The sequence below is a fragment of the Streptomyces sp. TRD_SC_5 genome, assembly GCF_056836825.1.
On the sequence record NZ_JBWZZS010000001.1, the window covers coordinates 4,318,114 to 4,342,782 of the forward strand.

At 70.4% G+C, this 24,669-nt stretch carries 21 protein-coding genes and 1 pseudogene; 8 read left to right on the forward strand and 14 right to left on the reverse strand.

Going from position 1 to position 24,669, the window contains the following annotated elements; translation table 11 throughout:
- Positions 1–149 precede the first annotated feature (149 nt).
- Positions 150–3,407: a S41 family peptidase gene (locus tag AC1P0E_RS20050; RefSeq protein ID WP_482745825.1), complete on the reverse strand. Its 3,258-nt coding sequence runs from the start codon at positions 3,405–3,407 to the stop codon at positions 150–152.
- Between the two features lie 447 nt (positions 3,408–3,854).
- Here AC1P0E_RS20050 and AC1P0E_RS20055 point away from each other — a divergent pair, with 447 nt between their 5' ends.
- Both AC1P0E_RS20055 and AC1P0E_RS20060 read left to right on the forward strand, forming a co-directional pair.
- On the forward strand, positions 3,855–4,430 hold the full coding sequence (locus AC1P0E_RS20055; protein WP_482743524.1) for a TetR/AcrR family transcriptional regulator: 576 nt from the start codon (positions 3,855–3,857) through the stop codon (positions 4,428–4,430).
- Positions 4,431–4,581: 151 nt separating this feature from the next.
- The gene (locus AC1P0E_RS20060; protein WP_482743525.1) at positions 4,582–6,804 is read left to right on the forward strand and encodes an MMPL family transporter; all 2,223 of its coding nucleotides are present in this window, start codon (positions 4,582–4,584) and stop codon (positions 6,802–6,804) included.
- A 126-nt stretch (positions 6,805–6,930) separates the two neighbouring features.
- Here the strand turns inward: AC1P0E_RS20060 and AC1P0E_RS20065 are convergent, their stop codons facing one another.
- Positions 6,931–7,317, reverse strand: a complete 387-nt coding sequence (locus AC1P0E_RS20065) for an SsgA family sporulation/cell division regulator (RefSeq protein ID WP_482743526.1) — start codon at positions 7,315–7,317, stop codon at positions 6,931–6,933.
- Between the two features lie 80 nt (positions 7,318–7,397).
- Between AC1P0E_RS20065 and AC1P0E_RS20070 the strand changes: the two are divergent.
- The 5 genes and pseudogenes from AC1P0E_RS20070 (at position 7,398) to AC1P0E_RS20090 (ending at position 12,187) form a co-directional block, all read left to right on the forward strand.
- Positions 7,398–8,578: pseudogene (locus AC1P0E_RS20070) on the forward strand (energy-coupling factor ABC transporter permease).
- A gap of 1 nt (position 8,579) precedes the next feature.
- Positions 8,580–9,341: a cobalt ECF transporter T component CbiQ gene (gene cbiQ / locus AC1P0E_RS20075; RefSeq protein WP_482743527.1), complete on the forward strand. Its 762-nt coding sequence runs from the start codon at positions 8,580–8,582 to the stop codon at positions 9,339–9,341.
- On the forward strand, positions 9,338–10,093 hold the full coding sequence (locus AC1P0E_RS20080) for an energy-coupling factor ABC transporter ATP-binding protein (protein ID WP_482743528.1): 756 nt from the start codon (positions 9,338–9,340) through the stop codon (positions 10,091–10,093). Before cbiQ ends, AC1P0E_RS20080 begins: the two co-directional genes overlap by 4 nt.
- Before the next feature lie 146 nt (positions 10,094–10,239).
- Positions 10,240–11,397, forward strand: a complete 1,158-nt coding sequence (locus tag AC1P0E_RS20085) for a serine hydrolase domain-containing protein (protein ID WP_482745826.1) — start codon at positions 10,240–10,242, stop codon at positions 11,395–11,397.
- A 7-nt stretch (positions 11,398–11,404) separates the two neighbouring features.
- Positions 11,405–12,187, forward strand: a complete 783-nt coding sequence (locus AC1P0E_RS20090; protein WP_482743529.1) for an SDR family NAD(P)-dependent oxidoreductase — start codon at positions 11,405–11,407, stop codon at positions 12,185–12,187.
- Between the two features lie 233 nt (positions 12,188–12,420).
- Here AC1P0E_RS20090 and AC1P0E_RS20095 read toward each other — a convergent pair whose 3' ends face one another.
- Positions 12,421–14,049, reverse strand: coding sequence for a penicillin-binding transpeptidase domain-containing protein (locus tag AC1P0E_RS20095; RefSeq protein WP_482743530.1), 1,629 nt, complete (start codon positions 14,047–14,049; stop codon positions 12,421–12,423).
- A gap of 407 nt (positions 14,050–14,456) precedes the next feature.
- Here AC1P0E_RS20095 and AC1P0E_RS20100 point away from each other — a divergent pair, with 407 nt between their 5' ends.
- On the forward strand, positions 14,457–14,918 hold the full coding sequence (locus tag AC1P0E_RS20100; protein WP_482743531.1) for an AbfB domain-containing protein: 462 nt from the start codon (positions 14,457–14,459) through the stop codon (positions 14,916–14,918).
- A gap of 173 nt (positions 14,919–15,091) precedes the next feature.
- Here the strand turns inward: AC1P0E_RS20100 and AC1P0E_RS20105 are convergent, their stop codons facing one another.
- The 11 genes from AC1P0E_RS20105 to AC1P0E_RS20155 form a co-directional block, all read right to left on the reverse strand.
- Positions 15,092–16,351, reverse strand: a complete 1,260-nt coding sequence (locus AC1P0E_RS20105; protein ID WP_482743532.1) for a tyrosine-type recombinase/integrase — start codon at positions 16,349–16,351, stop codon at positions 15,092–15,094.
- 69 nt (positions 16,352–16,420) lie between these two features.
- Positions 16,421–16,627 carry a helix-turn-helix transcriptional regulator gene (locus AC1P0E_RS20110; protein WP_482745827.1) on the reverse strand — a complete coding sequence of 69 codons (207 nt, stop codon included), beginning with the start codon at positions 16,625–16,627 and terminating at the stop codon, positions 16,421–16,423.
- 480 nt (positions 16,628–17,107) lie between these two features.
- A complete protein-coding gene (locus tag AC1P0E_RS20115) occupies positions 17,108–18,586 on the reverse strand; it encodes an ATP-binding protein (RefSeq protein WP_482745828.1) in 1,479 nt (492 codons plus the stop codon).
- A 2-nt stretch (positions 18,587–18,588) separates the two neighbouring features.
- Positions 18,589–19,476 carry a bifunctional DNA primase/polymerase gene (locus tag AC1P0E_RS20120; RefSeq protein ID WP_482743533.1) on the reverse strand — a complete coding sequence of 296 codons (888 nt, stop codon included), beginning with the start codon at positions 19,474–19,476 and terminating at the stop codon, positions 18,589–18,591.
- 89 nt (positions 19,477–19,565) lie between these two features.
- Positions 19,566–20,021, reverse strand: coding sequence for a hypothetical protein (locus AC1P0E_RS20125; RefSeq protein ID WP_482743534.1), 456 nt, complete (start codon positions 20,019–20,021; stop codon positions 19,566–19,568).
- 13 nt (positions 20,022–20,034) lie between these two features.
- The gene (locus tag AC1P0E_RS20130) at positions 20,035–20,229 is read right to left on the reverse strand and encodes a hypothetical protein (protein ID WP_482743535.1); all 195 of its coding nucleotides are present in this window, start codon (positions 20,227–20,229) and stop codon (positions 20,035–20,037) included.
- Complete coding sequence (locus AC1P0E_RS20135) at positions 20,226–20,495, reverse strand: hypothetical protein (protein ID WP_482743536.1); 270 nt, start codon at positions 20,493–20,495, stop codon at positions 20,226–20,228. The genes AC1P0E_RS20130 and AC1P0E_RS20135 overlap by 4 nt, the downstream gene beginning before the upstream one ends.
- Positions 20,496–20,636: 141 nt before the next feature.
- A complete protein-coding gene (locus AC1P0E_RS20140) occupies positions 20,637–23,234 on the reverse strand; it encodes an RRQRL motif-containing zinc-binding protein (protein ID WP_482743537.1) in 2,598 nt (865 codons plus the stop codon).
- On the reverse strand, positions 23,234–24,091 hold the full coding sequence (locus AC1P0E_RS20145) for a protein spdB (RefSeq protein ID WP_482743538.1): 858 nt from the start codon (positions 24,089–24,091) through the stop codon (positions 23,234–23,236). The genes AC1P0E_RS20140 and AC1P0E_RS20145 overlap by 1 nt, the downstream gene beginning before the upstream one ends.
- Positions 24,088–24,366, reverse strand: coding sequence for a DUF6303 family protein (locus tag AC1P0E_RS20150; protein WP_482743539.1), 279 nt, complete (start codon positions 24,364–24,366; stop codon positions 24,088–24,090). The genes AC1P0E_RS20145 and AC1P0E_RS20150 overlap by 4 nt, the downstream gene beginning before the upstream one ends.
- Entirely contained in the window at positions 24,363–24,632 is a 270-nt protein-coding gene (locus AC1P0E_RS20155) for a DUF6284 family protein (RefSeq protein ID WP_482743540.1), read from the reverse strand. The genes AC1P0E_RS20150 and AC1P0E_RS20155 overlap by 4 nt, the downstream gene beginning before the upstream one ends.
- Between the last annotated feature and the right edge of the window lie 37 nt (positions 24,633–24,669).

Genomic DNA, 24,669 nt, shown 5'->3' on the forward strand with positions numbered 1-24,669 from the left:
CCGAGACGGACGTACTGCAACCCGCAGTCGCCGGCGGTGCTCTGCCGAGTGCTGGGTGCTGGTGACCTGCGCTACCCGCAACCCCTCCAGCGGGCGGGTGGGGCGGCCCTCGGCCGCGCTCCAGCCGGCGCTGTGGCGTCCTCCGGGCGTCAGCTCGTGCGGGGCGGGAGGTCGGGGCGGGTCTTGTTGGGGACGTTCGTGTACGTCGGCGGGGTCGCCGCCGGGCGCGACGCCAGGAGGTCCAGGGCCACCTGGACCGCGTCGTCCAGCTGCGCGTGGCGGCCTTCCGCCCAGTCGAGCGGCGTGCGCAGTGCCTCTATGTCCGGCTCCACACCGTGGTTCTCCACCGACCAGCCGTACGCGTCGAACCACGCCGCGTTCATCGGCACCGTGATCACCGTGCCGTCGCCGAGGGTGTGGCGGCCCGTCATGCCCACCACCCCGCCCCACGTGCGCTGGCCCACCACCGGGCCGAGGCCCAGGAGTTTGAACGCCGCCGTGATCATGTCGCCGTCCGAGGACGTCGCCTCGTCGGCCAGGGCCACCACCGGCCCCCGGGGGCCGTTCGAGGCGTACGACACCGGCTCCGCGTCCCGCGTCAGGTCCCAGCCGATGATGACGCGGGTGAGCTTCTCGACGACCAGTTCGCTGATGTTGCCGCCCGCGTTGCCCCGTACGTCGACGATCAGAGCGGGGCGTGAAACCTCCATCCGCAGGTCGCGGTTGAACTGCGCCCAGCCGGAGCCCCCCATGTCGGGGATGTGCAGGTAGCCGCATTTGCCGCCGCTCAGCTCGCGGACGACCTCGCGGCGTTTGGCCACCCAGTCCTGGTAGCGGAGCGGGCGCTCGTCGATCAGCGGGACGATCGCCACCCGGCGCGCCGGGCCTTCGCCCTCCGCCGGCTTGAACGTCAGCTCCACCGTCGTCCCCCCGGCCGCCGCGAGGAGCGGGGACGGGCCCGCCACCGGATCCACCGGGCGGCCGTCCACGTGCGTGAGGATCGCGCCCTCCCTGATGCCCGTACCGGCCAGCGGCGACCGCGCCTTGGAGTCGGACGACTCGCCGGGGAGGATCCGCCGTACCATCCATTGCCCGTCCCGGCACACGAAGTTCGCGCCGAGCAAACCCATCGCCCGCTGGTAGTGCGGCGGCCCCTCGTTGCGGCGCGCGGCGGCGACGTACGCGTGCGAGGTTCCCAGCTCGCCCAGCACCTCGCGGAGCAGATCCGCGAACTCGTCGGGGGTCGCCACGCGTTCGAGGAGCGGGCGGTACTGGTCGAGGATCGCCCCCCAGTCGATGCCGCACATGTCCGGCTCCCAGAAGTACGCCCGGACGATGCGGCCCGCCTCCGCGTACGCCTGCCGCCACTGCGCCTCCGGGTCGACCTGGTGCAGGATGCGGCGCAGGTCCAGATAGACCGTCGAGTCGCTGTCGCCCGTCTCGGTGGCCGGGACCGCGCGCAGCTCGCCCTCGTCCATCACCACCAGGCGTGACCCGTCACCGCTCACCGCGAACCAGTCCAGGTGGTCGACCAGTTCCGTCTTGCGTGCCTTGGTGAGGTTGAAGTGTTCGAGGGTCGGGCGCCCCGACATGTCCGCCGGATTGGCGAACGTCTCGCCCAGGGCTCCCGAGATCGGCCAGCGCAGCCACACCAGACCGCCGCCGGAAACCGGTTGCAGACCTGAGTATTTGGACGCGGAGACGGGGAACGGCGTCACGCGGTTGGGCAGGCCCTCCACCTCCACCAGCACCGTCACGCCGTCGGTGCTCTCGCTGTCCTCGCCCTCCACCGGATCCAGCCCGCCTGCCGCCGGGCGCCCTTCCGCGGACAGGGCGAAGGGGGACGGTGTCGCCGAGGAGAGCGTGACGAGGTACGGGCGGCAGCCCAGGGGGAACGAGAGGTCGCCGGTGTGGACGTCGTACACCGGGTCGAAGCCTCGCCAGGAGAGGAAGGCCAGGTAGCGGCCGTCGCTCGTGAAGACCGGGTTCTCGTCCTCGAAGCGGCCGTTCGTGACGTCGATGATCTGCTTCGTCTTGATCTTGGCCATCTTGATCTGGCGCAGCGAGCGGCCGATGCCGGGGTGCGACCAGGTCAGCCAGGCTCCGTCGGGGGAGAAGGCCAGGTCGCGGACCGGGCCGTTCGTGGAGCGGGTCAGTTCGGTGACGCTGGGTGCGGCTGGTGTCTCTTCTGGTTCTTCCGTCGTGTCCACCAGGAGCAGCCGGCCGTCGTGCGAGGCGATCGCCAGGCGTTCGCCCTCCGGGTCCGACACCAGTTCGTGTACGCGCCCGAGCTTGCCGGACGCGAGGCGGCGTCGCTCGCGGTCGCCGCTCGCGCGCGGCAGGTACGCGATCTCGATCGCGTCCTCGCCCTCCGCGTCGGTGATGTACGCGACCTTGCCGCCGCCACCGAGCATCTCGGGCAGGCGGGCCCGTACGCCGGGGATGTCCGTGATCGTGCGGGCCGGGCCGTCGCGGTGGGTCAGCCAGTACAGGCTGCCCCGGACCACCACGGCGCTGGCGCGTCCTGTTGTGTCGACCGACAGGCCGTCCACGTTGGCGGCCGCCGGGACGTGGTACTTGCGCCGGCCGGCGCGGGGGCCGCCGAGGCGGACTTCCAGGCGGCGGGGTGTCGCGCCGGGGGAGAGGTCGTCCACCAGCCACAGGTCGCCCGCGCACTGGTAGACCACCCGGGTGCCGTCGCTGGAGGCGTTGCGGGCGTAGAACGCGTCGTGGTCGGTGTGGCGGCGGAGGTCCGTGCCGTCGTACGCGCAGGAGTAGAGGTTGCCCACGCCCTCGTGGTCGGAGAGGAAGGCGATGCGTCCGTTCACGAACATGGGGCAGTTGATGTGGCCGCCGATGTCGGGGAGCAGTCGCTTGCCGTGCAGCCACAGGCGGCCCGTGGCGCCGCCCCGGTAGCGCTTCCAGGCTGCCGGCTCGTGCGGGGGCTTTCCGGTGAGCAGGAGCGTACGGCGCTCGTTGTCGATGTCCGCGATCGCGATGTCGGAGACCGGGCCCCAGGGCAGCTTGGAGCCGGGGCTGCCGTCTGTGGGGAGGGTGTAGGCCCAGGAGAAGTGGGAGAAGGGCTGGCCGTGGGAGGCGACGGCCAGGATGTGCGCGGGGGCGTCGGGTGTTTCGGGCGCCCAGCCGCAGACCCGGGTGTCGAGTGAACCCCAGTGGCTGAGCCTGCGGGCGGGGCCGCCGTCCACGGGGGCGATGTGGACCTCGGGGTCCAGGCTGCGCCAGGTCGTAAACGCGATGTGGCGGCCGTCGGGGGAGAAGCGGGGGTGGGAGACCTTCGTACGGTCGACGGTGATGCGCCAGGCGCGGTCCGGCTGCTTTCCGGGGGGCGCGATCGGGGCCAGCCAGAGGTCGTCCTCTGCCGCGAAGCACAGGAGGTCGCCGTGCAGGTGCGGGAAGCGGAGGTACGCGTGCGTGTTGCTTCCGGGGGTCGGCTTTTCTCCGGGGGCGTCGGGGTCGGTGCCGCGCCGGGGCGTTTCCTCGGGCGTCGAACGTTCGGCTACCGCTTTGTATCCCTCGGGGTGGTTGCGTTCAACGCCCTGCGGGGAGCGCCCCGGCACGTCCCCTCCCGGCACCGTGGAGTGCGAGGCGGGGGTGTCTGTCGCGCCCTCGGTCGCGTCGGCCGGAGGTATGCCCTCCGCGCCCAGGGGCTCGGTGGGCTGGGGCTCTTGCGGGCCGACGGACCCGGGTGCGTCGCTCACCCCCCAATGCTTTCCCCGGGGCGGGGGCGCGGCAACTTGTGGCGCAGAACACCACCGAAACGGTTTCGTTTCGGTGGGAGAGCTACGTAAAGTTGTGGTGTACGAAACCGTTTCGTTCGCTAGGAGGTGGTGGGGATGGCACGTACGCGGCTCACGCCTGAGCGTGAAGGCGAGTTGTACGAGGCTGTGCTCGACCTGCTCCGCGAAGTCGGGTACGACGGTCTGACCATGGACGCCGTCGCGTCCCGCACCCGGTCCAGCAAGGCCACCCTCTACCGCCAGTGGGGGAGCAAGCCGGAGCTTGTGGCCAGGGCGCTGCGGCACAGCAAGCCCGTCAGTCTGGCCGATATCGACACCGGGTCTTTGCGCGGTGACTTTCACGCCCTGGTGGAGCGGACGGACGACTGTCAGCTGGAGAGGGACTCCGCGCTGATGCGGGGGCTCGCCCAGGCCGTGCACCAGAACCCCGATCTCCACCAGGCGCTTCGGGAGTTGCTCATCGCGCCCGAGCTCACCGGGCTCGACGGCCTGCTGCGGCGTGCCGTCGACCGGGGGGAGATCCCCGCCGAGACGGCCGCCCTGCGGTACGTCCCGCACATGCTGGTCGGCGCCTTCGTCGCCCAGGAACTCATCGAGGGCCGGTCGCCCGACCGGGCCTTTCTCTCCGACTACGTCGATGCCGTGGTGCTGCCCGCGTTGGGCGTCGCCTGATGGTCTTGGCTTAGCGCCGTAGCGGCGCCGTGGTCTCCCCGCCCGGCGTCCGTCCCCGTAGAAACGCTCCACCTGACGCGCACCGCTCTTGTCGTCGGGCTGGTCACCCCTGCCCTGTTCGCACCAACGACCTGACCGGGAGTACGCCCTCGTGGCCACATTCCTCTACAAAATGGGCCGGTTCGCCTTCAGGCGCCGCCTCTTCGTCGCCCTCGCGTGGATTGTCCTGCTGGTGCTCGCCGGTGTCGGCGCCGCCTCTGCTTCCACCGCCACTTCCAGTTCCTTCTCCATACCGGGGACCGAGGCTCAGAAGGCCTTTGATCTCCTTGACGAGCGCTTCCCCGGTGCTGCCGCGGACGGTGCCACCGCCCGTGTGGTGTTCAAGGCTCCTGACGGGGAGCTGATGACCGATCCCGATCACCGGGGTGAGGTGCAGAAGGTTGTTGACGGCCTGAAGTCCGGGGCCGGGGCCGACCAGATCGCCTCGGTTGTCGATCCGTACGCGGGCAAGGCTGTGAGCCGGGACGGGACTACGGCGTACACCCAGGTCTCGTACAAGGTCAGCGGCATGGAGCTGACCGAGGAGGCCCGGGAAGCGCTTGTCGAAGCCGGTGACGAGGCTCGCGACGCCGGGCTGACCGTCGAGATCGGCGGCGACGCGCTTCAGGCCGTGCCCGAGACGGGCGCCGGTGAGATCGTAGGAGTTGTGGTGGCCGCGATCGTGCTGGTCATTACCTTCGGGTCGCTGGTCGCCGCCGGGCTGCCGCTGCTCACCGCGATCATCGGGGTGGGGATAGGTGTCTCCACCATCGCCGCGCTCGCGAATGTTCTTGATCTCGGTTCTACGACGTCGACGCTCGCCATGATGATCGGGCTCGCCGTCGGGATCGACTACGCGCTGTTCATCGTGTCCCGTTACCGCGCCGAACTGGCCGAGGGGCGTGAGCCGGAGGACGCGGCCGGGCGGGCCGTCGGCACCGCCGGGTCGGCCGTGGTGTTCGCCGGGCTGACCGTCGTGATCGCGCTGGTCGGGCTCGCTGTCGTCAACATTCCCATGCTGACGAAGATGGGCTTCGCCGCCGCCGGGACCGTGGTGATCGCCGTTCTCATCGCGCTCACGCTGGTGCCGGCTCTGCTCGGCTTCGCGGGCAAGAAGGTCTTCGGACGCAAGGCCCGCAAGCGGCAGAGTGCCGCCGCCGAAGGTGCGGACAAGCCCAACATGGGTACGCGCTGGGCCCGCTTCGTACTGCGCAGGCCCGTTGCTGTGCTGGTCGCGGCAGTGGTGGGGCTCGGTGTCGTCGCCGTACCGGCGGGCTCGCTGGAGATGGGGCTGCCCGACGACGGTTCTCAGCCTGTCAGTACTACTCAGCGCAAGGCCTACGACCTCCTCTCGGACGGCTTCGGGCCCGGGTCCAACGGGCCGCTGATGGTGGTCGTCGACGTCGAGGCGGCCGAGAAGCCCAAGGACGCGGTTGGTCGGGTCGTCGAGGTGGTCAAGGGCATGGACGGTGTCGCCGCCACCGTGCCGGGGCCGCTGAACAAGGCCGGTGACACGTCGGTCGTCACCGTTGTCCCGAAGGACCGGCCCAGCTCGGCGGGGACCGAGGAGCTCGTGCGCTCCATCCGGGAGGCCGGTGCGGGCATTACGTCCGACACCGGCGCCGAGGTCCTGGTCACCGGCGCCACGGCCATGAACATCGACTTCTCGCAGAAGATGAACGACGCGCTGCTGCCTTACCTCGCGCTCGTCGTGGGGCTCGCGTTTCTGCTGCTGATGCTGGTGTTCCGCTCGATCCTCGTTCCGCTCAAGGCGGCGCTCGGGTTCCTGCTGTCCGTGGTGGCGGCGCTCGGCGCGGTGGTCGCGGTGTTCCAGTGGGGCTGGCTGGCCGGTGTGTTCGGTGTGGAGCAGACCGGGCCTGTGATGTCGATGATGCCGATCTTCATGGTGGGTGTCGTCTTCGGGCTCGCCATGGACTACGAGGTCTTCCTCGTCACGCGCATGCGTGAGGCGTACGTCCACGGGGAGCGGCCGGGGCAGGCGATCGTCACCGGATTCCAGCACGGCGCGCGCGTCGTCACCGCCGCCGCCGTGATCATGATGGCCGTCTTCGCCGGCTTCATCGGGTCGAGCGAGTCGATGGTCAAGATGATCGGCTTCGGGCTGGCGATCGCCGTCTTCTTCGATGCCTTCGTCGTACGGATGGCCATCGTGCCGGCCGTGCTGGCGCTGCTCGGCAAGAAGGCGTGGTGGCTGCCGCGCTGGCTCGACAAGGCGCTGCCGAACGTGGACGTCGAGGGCGAGCAGCTGCGCAAGGTGCTGGGTGATGGCGCCGACGACGCTTCCGAAGGCGAGCGGGAGCTGGTGCGCGCCTAGGCGCTGAGAGGCTCCGGGGCCGCTCCATGAGCGGAAGGCGGCCCCGGTCGCGCACCGGCTCGTGGGGACGGGTTCCGGTGCGGCGGTGAGGTCCCCCCGGCCACAGGCCGGGGGGACCTCACCGTTTCAGTGGGCCGCTGCTTCCGGGGTTACGGGCTCCTCTGCGGCGTGTGTACGGCGCAGGAAGCGGAGCAGTGGCGCCCGGTCGAACTGGATCACGGCCGTGCCCTGGTCCGACCGCAGTTCCAGCACGGCCTGCACCCTGCCGCACGGCCATACCCGTACATCACCGCTCTCGGTTTCGGCCGGACGGGTCATGCCGGCCTCCAGGAGGGCGCGGGTGAAGACCCATTCGTTCTCGGCGCCGTCGGGCGAGACGTCCGGCGGGAAGACCAGGTGGACGGCTGTCGGGTCCGCCTGCGGGTCGTAGCGGAGGGCCACGGGGACGGCGTGGCGCTGGGGGCCGTCCGTGACGAGGCAGGCCCGTGCGTGGTCCTCGATTGCGGGGTGCATCGGGCGGCTCCTCAGGTTCGTGGCTTATATCCTCTAATGTCCCATATTTTGGGGCGCGCGCTCCGCGTTATTTGTGACCCGTGCGCTCTTGCGACCTCTTTGCAAGAGGGCACTATCATCGAACGGTTCACCACACCGCAGGAAGCGGAGCCTCCCCATGCATGTCCCCGACGGATTCATCAACACACCTGTCTCGGCTGTGGCAGGTGTTGTCGCGGTAGGTGCCGTAGCTGTCAGCCTGCGCGGCGCCCGCCGTGAACTGGACGAGCGGACGGCTCCGCTCGCCGGGCTCGTCGCCGCGTTCATCTTCGCCGTACAGATGCTCAACTTCCCCGTGGCGGCCGGTACCAGCGGGCATCTGCTGGGTGGTGCGCTCGCCGCGATACTCGTCGGCCCGTTCACGGGTGTGCTCTGCATCTCGGTCGTGCTGCTGATGCAGGGCATTCTGTTCGCGGACGGCGGCCTCACCGCGCTGGGCGTCAACATCACCGTGATGGGTGTGGTGACGGTGGTCGTCGCGTACGCGCTCTTCCGCGGGCTGGTGATGGTCCTTCCGCGCGGGCGTCGCTCCTCGGTCACCGCTTCGGCGTTCGTCGCGGCTCTGGTTTCCGTGCCCGCCGCTGCGGCGGCCTTCACGCTGATCTACTCCGTCGGGGGCACGACGGACGTACCGATCGGCAAGGTGCTGACCGCGATGGTCGGCGTACACGTCCTCATCGGCATCGGTGAGGCCGCGATCACCGCACTGACCGTGGGCGCCGTCATCGCCGTACGCCCCGACCTGGTGCACGGCGCGCGCGGACTCTCCGCGCCGCTCAAGCTGCTGGTGCGCGGCGAACTGGTAGACGCTGCTCCGGCGGAAGAATCGGTTCCGGTCGCTGCGCGCTCCACCCGCAAGGTGTGGGGCGCCGGGCTGGCCTCAGCGGTCGTCCTCGCCGGGTTCGTCTCGTTCTACGCGTCCGCCAGCCCCGACGGGCTGGAGAAGGTCGCCGCCGACCAGGGCATCGACAAGAAGGTCGAGGACCACGCCGCCGCCGACTCCCCGCTCGCCGACTACAGCATCAGCGGCATCAGCGACGGCCGGATCTCCGGTGGCCTCGCGGGCGTGGTCGGCGTCGGCGCGACCGTCGCCGTCGGCAGCGGCGTCTTCTGGACGGTACGGCGCCGGCGCGGGCACCAGTCGGCGTCGGCGTCCGCCTCGGCGCCGGGGTCGGCGGGCGTAGGCACGCCGGCTGCTGCCGAGGAAAAGGAAACCGCCTGACATGGGCGCAGGCCACGCCCACAAGCTCTACCGGCACGGGCACACCGCCGTGCACGCCCTTCCGCCGCACTGCAAGCTCGCCGCCGTCTTCTGCTTCGTGCTGGTTGTCGTCTCCACCCCGCGCGAGGCGATGTGGGCCTTCGGGGTGTACGCGGCGCTGCTCGGGGCGGTCGCGTACGCCGCGCGCGTTCCGGCCGGGTACCTGCTGAAGCGGCTGCTCATCGAGGTGCCCTTCGTGGCCTTCGCTGTACTGATGCCCTTCGTGGCGCAGGGGGAGCGGGTGGAGGTGCTCGGCATGTCACTGAGCGTCTCGGGTTTGTGGGGTGCGTGGAACGTCCTGGCCAAGGGCACGCTCGGCGTCGCCGCCTCTGTGCTGCTGGCGTCCACGACGGAGTTGCGGTCTTTGTTGCTCGGGCTGCAGCGGCTGAGGCTGCCGCCGATGCTCGTGCAGATCGCGTCGTTCATGATCCGGTACGGCGATGTGATCACCGATGAGATGCGCCGCATGTCGATCGCCCGGCGCTCGCGCGGATTCGAGGCGCGGGGCGTGCGGCACTGGGGCGTTCTGGGCAAGACCGCGGGTGCGCTCTTCATCCGCTCGTACGAGAGGGGTGAGCGGGTGCATCTGGCGATGGTCAGCAGGGGGTACACCGGCACCATGCCGGTGATCGACGAAGTGACCGCGACGCGGGCGCAGTGGTCGTACGCGGCGGCGCTCCCGGTGTCCGCGCTCGCTGTCTGTCTGTTGGGATGGACCCTATGACCTCCACCATGTCCCTCGAGGTGAACGGCCTCGCCTACGCCTACCCCGACGGCCACCAGGCGCTCTTCGGCGTCGACCTGAACGTCGCGCGCGGCGAGCGCGTCGCGCTGCTCGGGCCGAACGGTGCGGGCAAGACCACGCTCGTACTGCACCTCAACGGCATCCTCACGGCGGGCGCGGGTTCCGTGACCGTGGCGGGGCTGCCGGTCGGCAAGCGGCACCTCGCCGAGATCCGGCGCCGGGTCGGCATCGTCTTCCAGGACCCCGACGACCAGCTCTTCATGCCGACGGTCCGCGAGGACGTGGCCTTCGGGCCCGCGGCGGCGGGCATGCGCGGTGCCGAGCTGGAGGCGTGCGTGACGGCGGCGCTGGAGCGGGTGGGCATGGCGCAGTACGCGGACCGGCCGCCGCACCACCTGTCGTTCGGGCAGCGGCGGCGGGTGGCTGTCGCGACCGTACTGGCGATGGAGCCGGAGATCCTGGTGCTGGACGAGCCGTCGTCCAACCTGGACCCGGCTTCGCGGCGCGAACTGGCGGACATCCTGCGGTCGTTGGATGTGACGGTGCTGATGGTTACTCATGACCTGCCGTACGCCCTTGAGCTGTGCCCGCGTTCGGTGATTCTGAGTGGCGGCGTGATCGTCGCCGACGGGCGGACGCAGGAGCTGCTGTCGGACGAGGCGGTGATGCGGGCGCACCGGCTGGAGCTGCCGTTCGGGTTCGACCCCGGGTCGGTACGGGTGGAGGCGTAGGGCCCCGCTTGCGGCGGCTCTCAGCCCCTCCGGCATTTGAAGGAGCGGGGTCTGGGGCGGAGCCCCTCACGCGGCGGCACCCGCACCCCCCGCCACCCCGCTCCGGCAGGTCCATGGACCATGGAGGGATGAGCGCGAGCGCAGTAGTGGATGCACGAGGCACGGTGGCTGCCGGATTCGAGCCGGTCAGGGACGCGTTCGTACGTAACTTCGGGCAACGCGGCGAACGCGGCGCCGCCGTCGCCGTCTACCGCCACGGCCACAAGGTCGTCGACCTGTGGGCGGGGACCCGCGACGTGGACGGCGTGGAGCCGTGGGCGGTCGACACCGCCCAAGTCGTACGGTCCGCCACCAAGGGCGTCGCGGCGGCCGTGCCGTTGCTGCTGCACCAGCGCGGGCAGATCGACCTGGACGCGCCGGTCGCGACGTACTGGCCGGAGTTCAAGGCGAACGGCAAGGAGCGGGTGCTCGTACGGCACCTGCTCTCGCACCGGGCGGGCATACCCGTGCTCGACCGCCCGCTGACGCCCGCCGAGGCGATCGACGGCGTCTCGGGACCGCGCGCCGTCGCCGCCCAGGCGCCCGAGTGGGAGCCCGGCACCGACCACGGCTACCACGCGCAGACGTACAGCTGGCTGATCGGTGAGCTCGTGAAGCGCGTGACGGGGCGGACCGTCGGACGGTGGATCGCCGAGGAGATAGCCCGGCCGCTGGGGCTCGACTTCTGGGTCGGGCTGCCGGCGGACGAGGCGCACCGCGTGGGCCGGGTCGGGTCCGTCGAGGCGCCGGCCCCGGACGGCGGGGCGCTGCGGCTGCGGCCCAAGCGGAGCGTGAGCGAGGCGTACGGGGATCCGGCGTCGCTCACCCGGCGCGCGTTCGGGGCGATCGATCCGCTCGCGGACGAGAACGACCCGGCGTACCGGGCAGCCGAACTCCCCGCCTCCGGCGGGATCTCCACCGCGCGGGCGCTCGCGCGGTGTTACGCGGCGATGATCGGGGAAGTCGACGGGCACCGGCTGTTCGCCCCGGCGACGCTCACCCTTGCGCGGACCGAGGAGTCGTCCGGACCGGACCGCGTCCTCGTCGTCAACACCCGCTTCGGACTCGGCTTCATGCTGCACGGCTCCGGCGCGCCACTGCTCGCGCCCGGCTCGTTCGGACATCCGGGGCGGGGCGGCTCGCTCGGGTTCGCCGATCCGGAGGCGGGGATCGCCTTCGGGTACGTGACGAACGGGCTCCAGAAGGGAGTCACCGCCGACCCCCGCGCACAGGCCCTGGTCGGGGCAGTGCGGTCCGCTGCATGATCGGTCGATGCTGACACAGCGGTTCGAGGGATACGGCGTACTGGTCACCGGCGCCGGACAGGGCATCGGCGAGGCGACGGCGCGGCGGTTCGCGGCGGAAGGGGCGCGCGTCCTGGTCACGGACCTGGACGGGGAACGCGCCGAGAAGGCCGCGGGAGCGATCCCGGGCGCGCGGGCGCTGGCCTGCGACGTACGGGACACCGGGGCGGTCGACGCGGCGGTCGCTCACGCGGTACGGGAGTTCGGGGCGCTCGACGTGCTCGTGAACAACGCGTACTCGTGCGGGCCGGACACGGAGCTCTTCGAGGACGACGACGAGGCGGCGTGGCAGCGCGACCTCGACGTCACGCTCACCGGCGCGTACCGGTGCGCGCGGGCGGCGCTGCCGCACCTGGCCGCGTCGGGCCGCGGGGCGATCGTGAGCGTCGGTTCGGTGAACGGGGAGCAGGACTTCGGCAATCACGCGTACAGCGCGGCCAAGGCGGGCCTCGCGAGCCTGACCCGGACGCTGGCGGGGCACGCGGCGGAGCGGGGCGTACGGGTCAACCTGGTGGAGCCGGGGACGGTACGGACGGACGCGTGGGCGGGCCGGGACGGCGCGCTGCGGCGGGCGTCGGCGCAGTACCCGCTGGGCCGGGTCGGGGAGCCGGACGACATCGCGGCGGCGATCGCGTTCCTCGCCTCCCGCGACGCGGCGTGGATCACGGGGGTGACGCTTCCGGTGGACGGTGGCCTGCTGATCAGCAACTTGGGGCTGCGGGGTGCGTTCGCCGGGCCGCAGGACTGCTGACTCGGGACGCGGCCTGGGCTGGGCTGGGGGGCGTTGGGGTCGGTGCCGCGCCGGGGCGTCTCCTCGGGTGCCGAACGTTCGGGCACTTGCGGTTCTTCGGGGTGGTTGCGTTCGACACCCTGCGGGGAGCGCCCCGGCACGTCCTCTCCTCCACCGTGGACCGCGATGCGGGACCGCGCCGGTGCGACGGCGTACCTCAGCGGTAGCCGTACGGGCCATGCGAGTCGGTTGTGTCAGCCGGCGCGCAGTACCGCCGCCACCAGCGGGCCCGCCGCGTCGCCGCCGTGGCCGCCCGACTCGACGGACGCCGCCGCCGCCACGTCGTCGCTGAAACCGGCGAACCAGCTGTTGGACTTGCCCTGTCCGTCGACCTCCGCGGAGCCCGTCTTCGCGCCCTTGTCGCCGCCGACCGAAGCCATCGCCTGTGTTCCTGTGCCCCAGGGCGCCGTCGCCGTCTGGCGCATCATGGCGACCAGCTGGCTGTGGGTCGAGGGGGAGAGGGAGCGGGAAGCGGTGGCCAGTTGCCGGTGGTCGAGCGACTGCGGCACGATGATCGGCTGCTTGAACGTGCCGGCCTTCGCGGTGGCGGTGACCGACGCCATGTTGAGGGCGTTCATCTGGACCGCGCCCTGTCCGATGTACTGCGCCGCCGCCTCGCCGCCGGTCACCTCCGGCAGCGAACCGTCGGCGGTGACGATTCCTGTCTGCCAGTTGTCGAGGCCCAGACCGAAGACCTCGCGTGCTGTCTTGGGCAGCGCCGCGTCGTCCTTGGTGTCGTCGATGAGCTTGATGAAGGCGGTGTTGCAGGAGCGGGCGAAGCTGCGGGCGAAGGTGCCGTCGGGGATGGCGAAGTGGTCCAGGTTGTGGAAGGTGCGGCCCTGGTACAGAACGGTCTTGTCGCACTCGACCTTGCGGTCCGCCCCTACAAGGCCCTTCTCCAGCAGCATGGCCGCCGTCACGATCTTCATGGTCGAGCCCGGCGCCTGCGCGCCCTGGACCGCCGCGTTGAAGCCGTCGGAGCGGTTGTTGGCGATGGCCAGGATCTCGCCCGTGCTCGGCTTGACCGCCGCGACCGACGCCTCGTTGTGCTTCTTCACCGCCGTCTCCGCGGCCGCCTGCACGCCCGCGTCCAGCGTCGTCGGCAGCCTGCCCGGCTTGCCCTTGGTGACGGTGACCAGAGTGCGCGGGGCGACATCGCCGCCGCTCTCGATCGCCAGCTCGACGCCTGGTTTCCCGCCCGCGTTCTCGCCGTACTTCTCACGCAGCGCGTCCAGGACGGGCCCGAGCGACGGGTACTTCTCCTTCGTCAGCTCATTGCCGTTGCGGTCGACCGCCTTGATGGGCGGGGCCGAGGCCTCGCCCGCCGTCAGCACCTCGCCCTCGTTCAGGTCGGGATGGACGACGGACGGCTTCCAGTCGACCAGCGCCTTCCCCGAGGTCAGGCCACGCACGACGGTCAGCTCCGACGCGTACGAGAATGCCTTGCTCCTGCCCTTGTACGTCACCGTCGCGTCGGCGGTGAACGGCACCTTCGCACCCACCGCCGTGCCCGGCGTCAACTTCACCTCGCTGATGCGCGCCTGGTCGCGGTAGGCGAACAGCGCCGGTTGCGCGGCGGCGGCGTTGTTGGTCAGGTCGGCGGCCGCGCGGGCGTTGCCCTTCGCCCAGGCGGCGAGGAAGTCCTTCGCGGTCTGCTCGATCTCGTCCGCGCTCGGCGGTCCCGACTTCTTCGGCGCCGAGACGGTGTTGGCGTCCCTGCCGCCGGTCTCGCCGCTCACCACGGAGTACGCGCCGTAGCTCACCCCTCCGGCCATGACGAGGAACACCCCGCCAACTACGGCGACCTTCGCTCCACTGCGCATGTTGTGCAGTCCCCTCCCCAGGAGTCCCTCCTGAACTGAACGTGTTCAAGAGGTGCATTACCGCACTGTACGGGACAGCAGTGACACCCGGGGTGACCGTTACAGGACCGGGACGAACACCCGTTCACACCCGGGTGTCGAGCCAGATGCGGTCGCGCCAGTCGAATCCCGAGCGGTGGCCACCAAGCCTCGGGCCGTCTGCGGGTCGCGGGTGGGCGACCGGATGACGCCTGCACGAAGGGCTCGCGCGCCATCACCCGCGGGGCTGTTTCCCGGGGAGGCGGCTCGCCGCACTGGCGCGTAGCGTGGAAGTGCGGCAAGGATTTCGTGCGAGCTGGATCGCTGCGAAATCGACCAACCCTGTTGGCCCGCTGGCCGTCGTCGACACGGAATTGGAGGCCACGGACATGGGTGAATTCGTCTTGCTCGAATCGAGGAACAAGGCCGGTTTCTTCCTTCGGCACCAGAACTTCGAGGGTGAACTCAACCGGATGGAGCCCGCCTTCGGGCAGGACTATCAGTTTGAGCTCTTGAAGCATGAGAACCCTGAGGGAGGTTTCCTGTTCTCCCTGAGATCGCGCAACTTCCCAAGTCGGCGCTTGCGGCACAAGAACTTTCGACTCCTGCTCGAGGAGAGGCCTGAGGACAGGGAGGGGCGGCAGCTTTTCGATCAGGACTCACGGTTTGTCCTGAGAGATGGGTTGGCGGATTCCCGCGGGCACTCCTTCGAATCGGTCAACTTCCCTGACCACTTCATCCGTCATTTCGACTTCCACCTGTTCATCGGAAAGAGGGATGGCAACGACGAAAATTTCGCCGGGGACGCAACGTGGCTTGAGCGGGACCCGCGAGATCCCAGCCTCCCGTAGCAACAGAGCGCGTCATCAGCTAGACCCAGGTGTCGAGCCAGATGCGGTCGCGCCAGTCGTCTATGGGGAGCGTCTGGCCCGTGTAGATAGGCCAGAAGTAGATGAAATCTCGCGCAGGAGCGGCATCCGGGCCCCGACCAGCACGTTTGTCACTGCGCGGGGCCGTCAGATGCTTACTGGGCCGTCTCTGGGCCGTGATCATGTGCCGGTGGCGCCCCGTACAGGGCATCCACGGCCTTGCGGGTGCGCCCTTCGCTGCTCGGCATGAGGTGCGTGTAGATCCGCAATGTGAAGCCGGGGTCACTGTGGCCGAGGTAGGCGCTCAAGGCGCGAATGTTCTCGCCGGCGTCCAGCAGAACGGATGCGTAGAAGTGCCGAAGCGCGTGCATTCCGTCCTCTGGCGCTGCTGCGTACCGCTCACCAGGCTTGGGCTGCGGGATGATGCCCGCTGCTGCAAGGGCGGGTTTCCACATGTGGTCGTTGAAGTGGCTGACCCGTACGTGGGCGCCGGATGCTCCGCTGAAGAGGAGCGTCCTCGTCACGGGCGGCCCGTCGGGGGTGCGCCACGGCAAGGTCACCTTCACCGAGGCGTACCGCTCCGAATGAGCGCGAAGAGCGTTCCCTACGGCCGCTGGGAGAGGCACGCTACGGAGCTTGCCGCCCTTGGGCGGAGCGAACACAAACTTGCCCCGGATGCGCTTCAACTGATGGTTGACCGACAGCCACCCGCCGGCGTAGTCGAGTTCTTCCTCTGAGAGACCGAATACTTCCCCTTGTCGGAGGCCGCAGCCGCTCGCGACGTCCACCGTCGCCCGCAGGTGCTCGGGCAACGCTCCGCGCACGGCGAACACCTGAGAGCTGTTCCAGGGGTTCACTCTGGGCGCGCCCGCCTTTGGGATCTGAACTGATCGTGCGCGGCACGGGTTCTTACTCAGCAACGTGTCGTCCACCGCCGCGTTAAAGGCGGCGGACACGGTTCCGAAGATGATTCGGCGGTGCGAAGACAGCGGGACGGCGGCCTCCAGCTCACCCAGCCAGGTGCGGATATGACCGGGCTGGAACGAGGCGAGCGGGCGCCTTCCGATGTACGGGTACGCGTGAAGTCGCAACCGGCGCTCTGCTGCCTCGCGGCTGTTGATCTCGGTCGTGTGGGTGGCCACCCACCTCTCTGCGAACTGCTGGAAGGTAATTCGGGCCGCTCGTGGGTCGATGTACTGGCCGCGTGACATGTCGGCGGCAGTCTCGGTGAGCCACCTCTCTGCCAAGCGCTTCTGCTTGTCCGGGAAAGACTTGGACTTCTCGGTACCGTCAGGGCCGACATAGCGGGCGCGGTAGCGGAGCCCGAGCCCATAGCGGTCTGTCTTCACCCTGGTGGTCTTGCCGTCGGCTGCGGTCTCGGTTTTGAACCAGCGGTCTTGGATGTGGCCGGCCAATGAGTGCTCCTGTGGGCATGCGGCAGGGGCACGACCGTGTTGGTCGTGCCCCTGCTGGGTGGTGGGGTGTCAGGCGGCGGCGGTTTCGGTGTTGTTCTCGACCCAGGCGCGGATGGCGGCGGGGTCGTAGCGCAGGTACTTGCCGATGCGGATGGCGGGAGGGCCGACGCCCGTCTTGCGCCAGGTATAGAGCGTCTCGATGCTCGGCAGGCTGAACATTTCGATGAGGTCGTCAGGGGTGAGGTAGCGGTCAGGGAGGCCGGCGCGCAGGGTCATCTGCGGGTCGGTCCCTGGGGCACGTTTTGGGGCCACGGTGCGACTCCTTGGGGGAGGGCGACGGCTGCGTGTGTCCTAGGTGTGGATTTCTGCGTCACCCGCGTCATCTGCGTCATTCATCCCTCTGACCTGCGGTTTCGGGGTGACGCAAGGTCGGGAGGGTGTGTCACCGGTGACGCAGACCTTCGTCATCGGGTGACGCAGGTGACGCGAGGTGACGCAGGAATCGGCCGTCTGCGTCACCGCTCTTTCGGCAGGTCACTGGCCGTTTACGGGGTGCGGGTGACGCAGGTGACGCAGCGTCTTCCTACTTCGGACAAAGAGGGGGTGGTGTCTGTTGTGGTGCGCGGCTCAGGACGTGAAGAAGGAGCCGCTGCGCGGCGCGACCCTTGCAGGGCGGCGCCGCCGCCGAACAAGCAAGAGGAGCACCCGGCGCCGCGTGCTCCTCTTGCTTGTTCGAGCGGTCGCGGTGCCGGACGGTCAGAAGGCCGCTTCCTGCTCTGACGGGGGCGGTGCGGCGGCCGGCCGCGCGATCTCGATGTAGCGGGATGTCTTGGTGCGTCCCCAGTCGATGAGGACGCCCCGGGCGGCGAGGGTGGGCTGAAGGCGCTTGAGGCGGTCTGAGAGCACCTTGCCGGTGGTCGGCCACCCTTTAGGCAGGGGGCGGAAGTCCTCGCCCGTATAGAGGCCCGTGAGGCAGTGCAGCCATTCGGCAGACGTCATCCGCTGCTCGCCCCCGGGGTCGATGCTGGTGGCGTGCTTGAGCACGGTCTGTGCCAACAGGTCGCCCTCGATGACGTCGTCGTTGAGGTCGTCCAGGCTGGCCCGGTAGGCGGCGAGCGCCCCGAGGCCGGTGGCCGCGTCGAGCTGCGCGCACAGGTGCGCGAAGTCGGCCATGCGCAGGTCGGTTGGGATGTCCGCCTCAGCCGCCCGTACCTGCACCGTGAGATCCAGCAGCGAGCCGAGGATGACGGGCAAGACCTCTGCGAAGTCGGACCACAGTTCCGCCTCGGTGCGCCGGACGCGGGGGCGTTCCAGCCGCAGGGGCAGGAGCCGTTCCGCGAGGTCGGGCCGGATGACGCCCACGTCGATGCCGGTCAGGAGCAGGGGGCGGCGGTAGCCGACGCGGAAGACGGCCCCGTCGGTGAACAGGGCGCGCTTGACGTTCTCGGCTCCGGTGACGATGCAGCACATGGCGTCGGACAGGTCCGGGGTCATGTGGGAGAGGTTGTCCAGGGCGGTGACCCATCCGGCCGCGACCGCCGCGATCAGGTTCTCTTCGTCCTTGGGCGCCCGGCGCAGGTCCCCGGTCATGCCCTCGATGATCCGTACGAGCATCCGGCCGCCGGTGGACTTGCCCGCCCCCTGTGGGCCGGTGAGGAACGGGGCCGGGACGGGCACGGACGGTCCGAGACAGCCGATGAGCCAGGCGATGGCCAGGCATTCGGTTTCGGCGTTGGCGAAGTTGCACAGCCGCATCAGGAGGTCGATGCCCTTGCCGTCGGTGTCCTTGACCGGCAGGGGCAGTTCCCCGGTGAGCTGGGTGCGCCGCCAGCAGATCTCCTGCGGGTCGGGGGTGCGGATGTCCCAGCCGGTGGGGTGGATGCGCACGGACTGTCCGTCGCTGCGGCCCAGGTCCAGCCACGTCGCCCCGTCGAATCCGGGGGCGACGCGGATGTGCACGGGCTGCACGTCCTCGGTCAGTGCGAGTGCTTCGATCAAGTCGAGCGCCTCCTTCATGGCGGTGCCGTTGAACACGCCGATGCCGTCCTTGAACAGTCCGACCATGAGTTCCTGCCGGTGGCTTCCCGTGGTGCCCTGGGAGCGGATCGGGCGGGCCACGGGGTGGCCGTTCTTCTGCGCGTACACGGTGCCGTCGGCGGTGCGGAAGTACCGGAAGTGGGATTGCGCGTAGTCGGTGATGATCTGGCGGGCGGGGTTCTTGTCATCGTCAGACACGGTCACAGTCCCAACGTGGTGCGGGCGTTGGTCCACGCGTCGGTGCAGTGCCGCAGGGACTCCCCCTTGGTCTGCGCGGCGGTGAACAGCCGGGCGACGTGGGTGTCGGTGAGGCAGCCGCATCGGCCGTGCGTGGACAGCACCGCGAGGAACGTCCGGTACACGGTCGCGTGGACGGCACTGCGGGTCTCGGTGATGCGCTGCACGGCCATCACGATGCCGCGTTCCAGGTAGGCGGGCGTGCGGTGCGGGCACTCCCCGATCCCCGGCCCTGCGGGCACGGCGCCGGCGTACGGTGCCGGCCGGGCCGGGGAGGGCTTCTTCACCGCGAGTACGCGCACGGCGTCCGGCAGGGTGGCCATGCGGCCAGTGCCGGGCCCGAGGTAACGGGCGTAGGACATGGACGACTTGATGTCGACACCGGGACGCACCGCGTTGCGGGAGGTCATGGCACCCCGGTAGATCCAGTGCTCACCGCGAGTCGTCGGCACGGACCGCGTGGCGGGGAGCGAACCGCGGGCCCATCCGATGGCTTCCGCGTTGTCCAGGTCCACCACGGTCAGGCGGGCGCCGCCGGGGTGGTAGCCGACGCCCACCGCCCGCCGCCACGCCGCCGCCCACGGGGGCGAGACGATGACCGCCGGATCGGTGGTGGCGGCGGCCCACGCGTGGCAGACGCCAGGGCACCGGCAGGGCCCCGGGGTTTTCATGTTCGGCCGGCCCCCGCACGCGTTGCCCGCGCAGGTAGGACAGTTACCGAAGGGGACCTTGCCCCGCCGCAGGGGCAGCACCGGCACGCCGGAAGCGGCCAGTGCCAGCGAAGTCGGCAAGGGTTCGGGCTGCGCGCTCATGCCGTCACGCCCTCGCCGGACCAGGCTTGGTTGCGTCATGCTGGGAACCTCCACAGGTCAAGTGGTTGGCAGGTGGGCAAGGGCGGCCCCGCTTCTTTGGCGAGAGGGAGGGGCCGCCCTTGGCGTAGCTAGCCGTGGAAGTGGTTGCGCTTGATCACGGCCTTGCGGATGTTGACCGTGGTCCCGCCGCCGTGGCCGCTCGCGCTGAAGACCTGAACGGCGATCCATCCGCCGAAGATCACGGCAGCGAGGATGATGAGCTGGCCGATGAACGCGGTCAGGGCGGCGATGAACGAGGTGAGCAGCAGCAGCCCGCCGCACACCGCGAGGAACCCGACGCCCCCGAGAGCGACGTTCACCGCCGTGCGGGACACGGCCGGCGGCTTGATGACGATCGGTTCCGGCTGAACCGGTGCCACGGCGTAGCCGGTGACGACGCGGCCGTCCGGCAGGACGACGCTCGCGACCGCCGGGATCGTGCCCGGCTGGACGGGGACGACCGGCGCCGGGTGGACGACGGGGGCGATCGGGGTGGGCTGGTGGACCACGAGAGGCGCGGTCCGGTGAGTGGTGGGTTCGTTCACGGCCGGGTCTCCTTCAGTTGCCGAGGGCGGAGAGGGCGTTGGCGGATGCCTGCACGAGGTTGTGGATGGGCTCGTAGGCGCCGGTGCCGGCGGCGAAGAACCCGAACAGGAACAGCACGAGCGCGGCGCCGCCGCCGGCGGACTTGGTCTTGACGGCGAAGACGGAGGCGGCGCCGAACAGCAGCACGGCGGAGATGTTGAGGATCATCGGGACCCTTCCGGGGTGTCGGTGCCGGCGCGGTAGATGCGCGCCCAGCGGTTGTAGAGCCAGCGGCCGGTACGGATGCGCTTGCCGGTGGCGTGGCAGCGGCGGCAGTCCTTGCCGCGCTTCATGCGTCCCTTGCGGTCCGTCTTGAGCGCGTGGCCCATGCCACGGCAGCGACGGCAGTCACCAAACGGCGACACCGAACACACCCCGACGTAACAGAGCGTGATGCCAAGTATGAGGGTGATAGCGAGCAGGGCGGAGGTCATGCAGGGCCCCTTCCTGGCAGGTTTTGGGGTTTGCGCAGGTGGGCCACTATCCGCTAGCGGCCTGATCAGGGGCGGTTTGGGGCGCTAGCGGGGCCGCTAACGTTAGCGGGGGGTGCCGCTATCATTAGCGGCCCCGGAGCGTCAGCCCGCGTCGCGCTTTCCGTCACGCTCCGCAATTGCGGTGGTGATGTGGGAGCGATCGACACCGCGCCGGTTGACGACCTTGCCGTTCACCCGGCGCCCCACCTGGATCGTGGACACGCCGTGCGGCTTGAGCGCGGCGGCGAGCGCGTCGGGGTCCCATCCGTCGTAGACCTCGGGGCGCAGGTCCGCGAGCCGGGTCACGATGGTTTCCGACCACGCCTTGACCTCCTTGGCCGGGACCACGGCGAGGATGTCCGCGAGCAGGTCGTAGGCGGCCGTGGTCGGCTCCGGTGCTTCCCCGAGGGCGTGGCCGGCGAGCAGTCCAGCCTTCTCCCGCACGCGGCGGGCGCGGGCCGCGATGGTTTCGGCGCCGCTGGCGTCGACGTAGACGGAGCGGACGATCCGGGCGTCGGAGCCTTCACCCACGAAGTAGTGGATGCCCTTGTCTCCCCAGGCGAACATGGTCGCCCGCACCCCACGCTTGTAGGCGGAGGTGCCCAGCACCATGTCGTTCTCCAACTGGCCCATCACCTTCAGGCACCACCGGGCCGACGCGTTTGCGCTGATTCCGGTGGGCAGCGACTTGGCGTCGGGGCGCTGCGTGGCCAGCAGGACCACGATGCCGGTGGCAGGGCCGCGCTTGACCAGGTCGGTGATGATCTCCTCGAACTCCTTGCCATGCTCGGGGTGCTCGAACAGGACCTGGCACTCATCCACCCCGACCACGATCGGATGCAGCCCCAACGACCGCTTGGCGGCAAGGGCGCTGGTCACTTTGGACTCCGGGCAGATGTCCCGGGGCAGGGAGCGGATCACCTTCGTGCGCCGGCGCAGTTCCTCGCGCAGGGCCCGGAAGTCGTCCAGGGCGTACCGCACGGGTTCGTCGTCGTCGCCGGCGGCGTGCCGGTACCCGACCGCGTTGCCCACCGGGTCAAGGTCGCCGGTGCCCTTCATGTCGTAGGTGTGCAGCTCAGCACGCGGGTCGAGCGCCGCGATCAGCAGCAGCAGACGCAGAAGGAACGTCTTGCCCATGCGCGGGATGGCACCGATGACGCCCGCGATGTACATCAGCGTGACCTCGGTCCACCGGCCGCGCTGGTCGGTGCCGTAGGCGACCGGCTTGAACAGGTCCACGCTTCCCGTCTTCAGCAGCGGCCACGCCGGCTGAGAGGCACGGGACATGTCCTGATCCCCGACCCACAGCACGAGGTGCCCGGTGTGTTCGTCGGGGACCGCTTCGGGCCACACGCACCCGAGCGGGCGGCGCAGACCGGAGGCGAGCCGCTCGCGGCGTTCGATGATGTCCGTCACCGTGACGCCGTAGGGGAGGTTGCCTTCCGCGCGCCAGCCGGGGCCGTCGCGGGTGATGGGGGCGGTGAACTCGAAACCGTCCCGGCCCTTGCCCTGCGCCTGATTGATCGCGGGAATGCCAAGCGCCCCCAGCGCCCGTAAGACGATGTCACTGGTCAGCTTGGTTGCCTTGGGCAGTTCCACGGCCCGGTGCACGACCGGGGCGTCCGCCTTGCGGCCGGCGGCCCCGAGGGCGAGGACGACCGCGCCCACGGACACGGCTTGCAGCCAGTCGGGGGCCAGCACGTACAGGGCGAGCGCCAGACCGAGGCCGACAAGCATCGCGAGCGCGGCGACCAGGGTCCGCAGCCGGACCCGTCCGTCACGCTGCCTCGACAGCTTCAGGTACTCGGCGGCGTCCTCACGCCGCACGGCGGCGAGCCGGACCGGTTCACCCTCACGGTCGGCCACCCACCGCAGCGTGCCCCCGACGAACTTCGCGGCGCCGGCCGGGGCCTGGAAGGCAAGGCGGGCGGCGTAGATCGGGGCACGGAGCGCGTGGTAGCCGGCGGCGTGGGTGTAGTGGCGGGCCACCCACGCGGACGCGGTGCGCAGCTCAGCCACGGATTTCAGCCAGACCGGTACGACCGCGCGGCGGCGGGCGCCGGCGAGTCGACCGAGGTAGCCGGGGCCAGCAGCGACCGGGGCGGGCTGGTCGACCATGACCGGGGTGTCCGGGTCGGCCGGCTCAGGCCCCGCGGCGGGGGTGGTGGGGGCTGGTTCGCGGGCGGCGCGGGCCTTGTCCAGGTCGACCACGTCGGCGCCGTGGGCGGAGGCCATTTCGGCTTCCAGACGGTTGAACAGTTCGTGGTCGTCGTCGGGATGCTTCACTGAGACGTCCTTCTCTCGCAGACGAAGGCGGGGCCGGTCCGTCGCTGTAGGAGGTGGGCGGACGGGCCCCGCCGGGATTTCAGGCGCGTACTGCTCGGGATAGGCGCAGGGGGTGCACATGCCGAGCGAGGTGGGGATGACGTAGCCGGCGTCACGCCGGCAGGCGGGGCAGAGGCGGCGGGCGGCATTGGCCTTGGCGAGCGCCGCCCGCCGGGCCGGGGTCATCGGCCGGACCGGCTTGGCGAGGTCGATGCGGTAGAGGTAGGCGACCAGCGGTTCCCGGCGGCGGCGCGGCCGTTCGAGCTGCGCGGCCACACCCTGGCCACCGGGCCGCAGGCCACGGGCGCGGAGTTGGCGGCGGGTGGCGTAGCCCTTCGGGGCCAGGCGCCACCGGTAGACCGGCAGCGTGGCCATCAGGCGACGCGTTTCCACGCGGCCCGGAGACGGACCTCGGATGCGGAGTGGCCGGCGGCCCGGAAGCGGGCGGCCATGTCGCGGTACGACAGGGGCGGCGTCTGGCTGTGCCGGATGTCGTGAACGAGCGTGTCCAGCGCGTCATCCGACAGTGCCGGGGCGGCCGTCTCCAGCGCCGGGACCGGCTCGGTCGGGCCCCACACCGGGAGTTCCCAGCGGGGTGTGACGCCGGGTGTGACGGGGTTCGTCACGCTGGTCAGCGCCCTGCCGGTCTCCTCGCCCTTGCGGGCGGTCTCCAGCGTCGACCACGCCCCCGCGAGGGTCTGTGCGGTCTGCGCCTGGACGCGTGCGACGCGTGCCCCGGCGGCGGTTACGGCCGTCAGCCGCGTCTCCTCCGTGGACGCTTCCGCCCGCAGACGGGCGCGGGCCACGGCCGCCTCGTCACGCGCCTCCTGCTGGATACCCCGGATCGCGTCCAGTGCGAGCGGGGTGAGCGCGGTCCGCTCCCACAGGCTGTGCACGAGCCACAGGGCCTTGGCAGCGATCGGCAGCCACGCCACGGCCAGCCACGCGCTGGCGGAGTGTTCAGCGGTCAATGCGTGCGCGACCAGGACGCCGGCGGCGAGGACACCGAAGGACCAGCCCACCGCCGTTACGGCGCGGTTGTGGTCGCCCTGCGCGGCGAGACGCCGTTCGTAGGCGAGAGTGGCCAGCCATCCGCCGTCGATGCCGAGACCGACGACCAGGGCGACCGGCCATGGCACCGCCGCCCCCAGCCAGATCATGACCACCGCGAGGGTGAGCACCATCGACACGGCCGTCATCGCGACAGCCGGAAGAACCGTCTTCGCTTTCACGTGGTGGCCCCTTTCTGCTCGCGCACGTTCACGGTCGCGATCAGGACGACCGGGGTGCTGTCGTCGAAGGGCTTCTGGCTGTCCTCGATCCACGCCCACTCGGCACCGGGCGCCACCTCGTAGCCGAGGTAGGTCAGGGCCTTCCGGCGATCCGACCCGGTGGGTACCGGACCGGACTGGAACCGGACGGTGGGCCACTCGCTCTCGCCGTACAGGACGACGTACAGGCGCCACTGTCCGCCGTCACTCGACATCTGCGCGGTCAGCTTGCTCACGCGGCACCCCCGGGCAGGCTCGTACCGGCCGCGCGGTTGACCAGCGCGACGCGGGCGGCGAGCGCCCGGCGCCGGGCCCGGCGGATACGCCGCTCGTCCAGCTCAGACGGGGCGCGGTCAAGGGTGACGATGTGCGCGTCCAGCAGGTCGACGTCCGCCAGGATCACGGGCATCTCCTGCTCGATCGCGTTCAGCTCCGCATTCGTCGGCTCCATGAAGTCGGCGAACGCGGTAACAGCGTCCTGAACAGTGACGATGTGGTTCATGGGTCGTGGTCTCCCTAGCAGGTGAAACGGCCCGAAC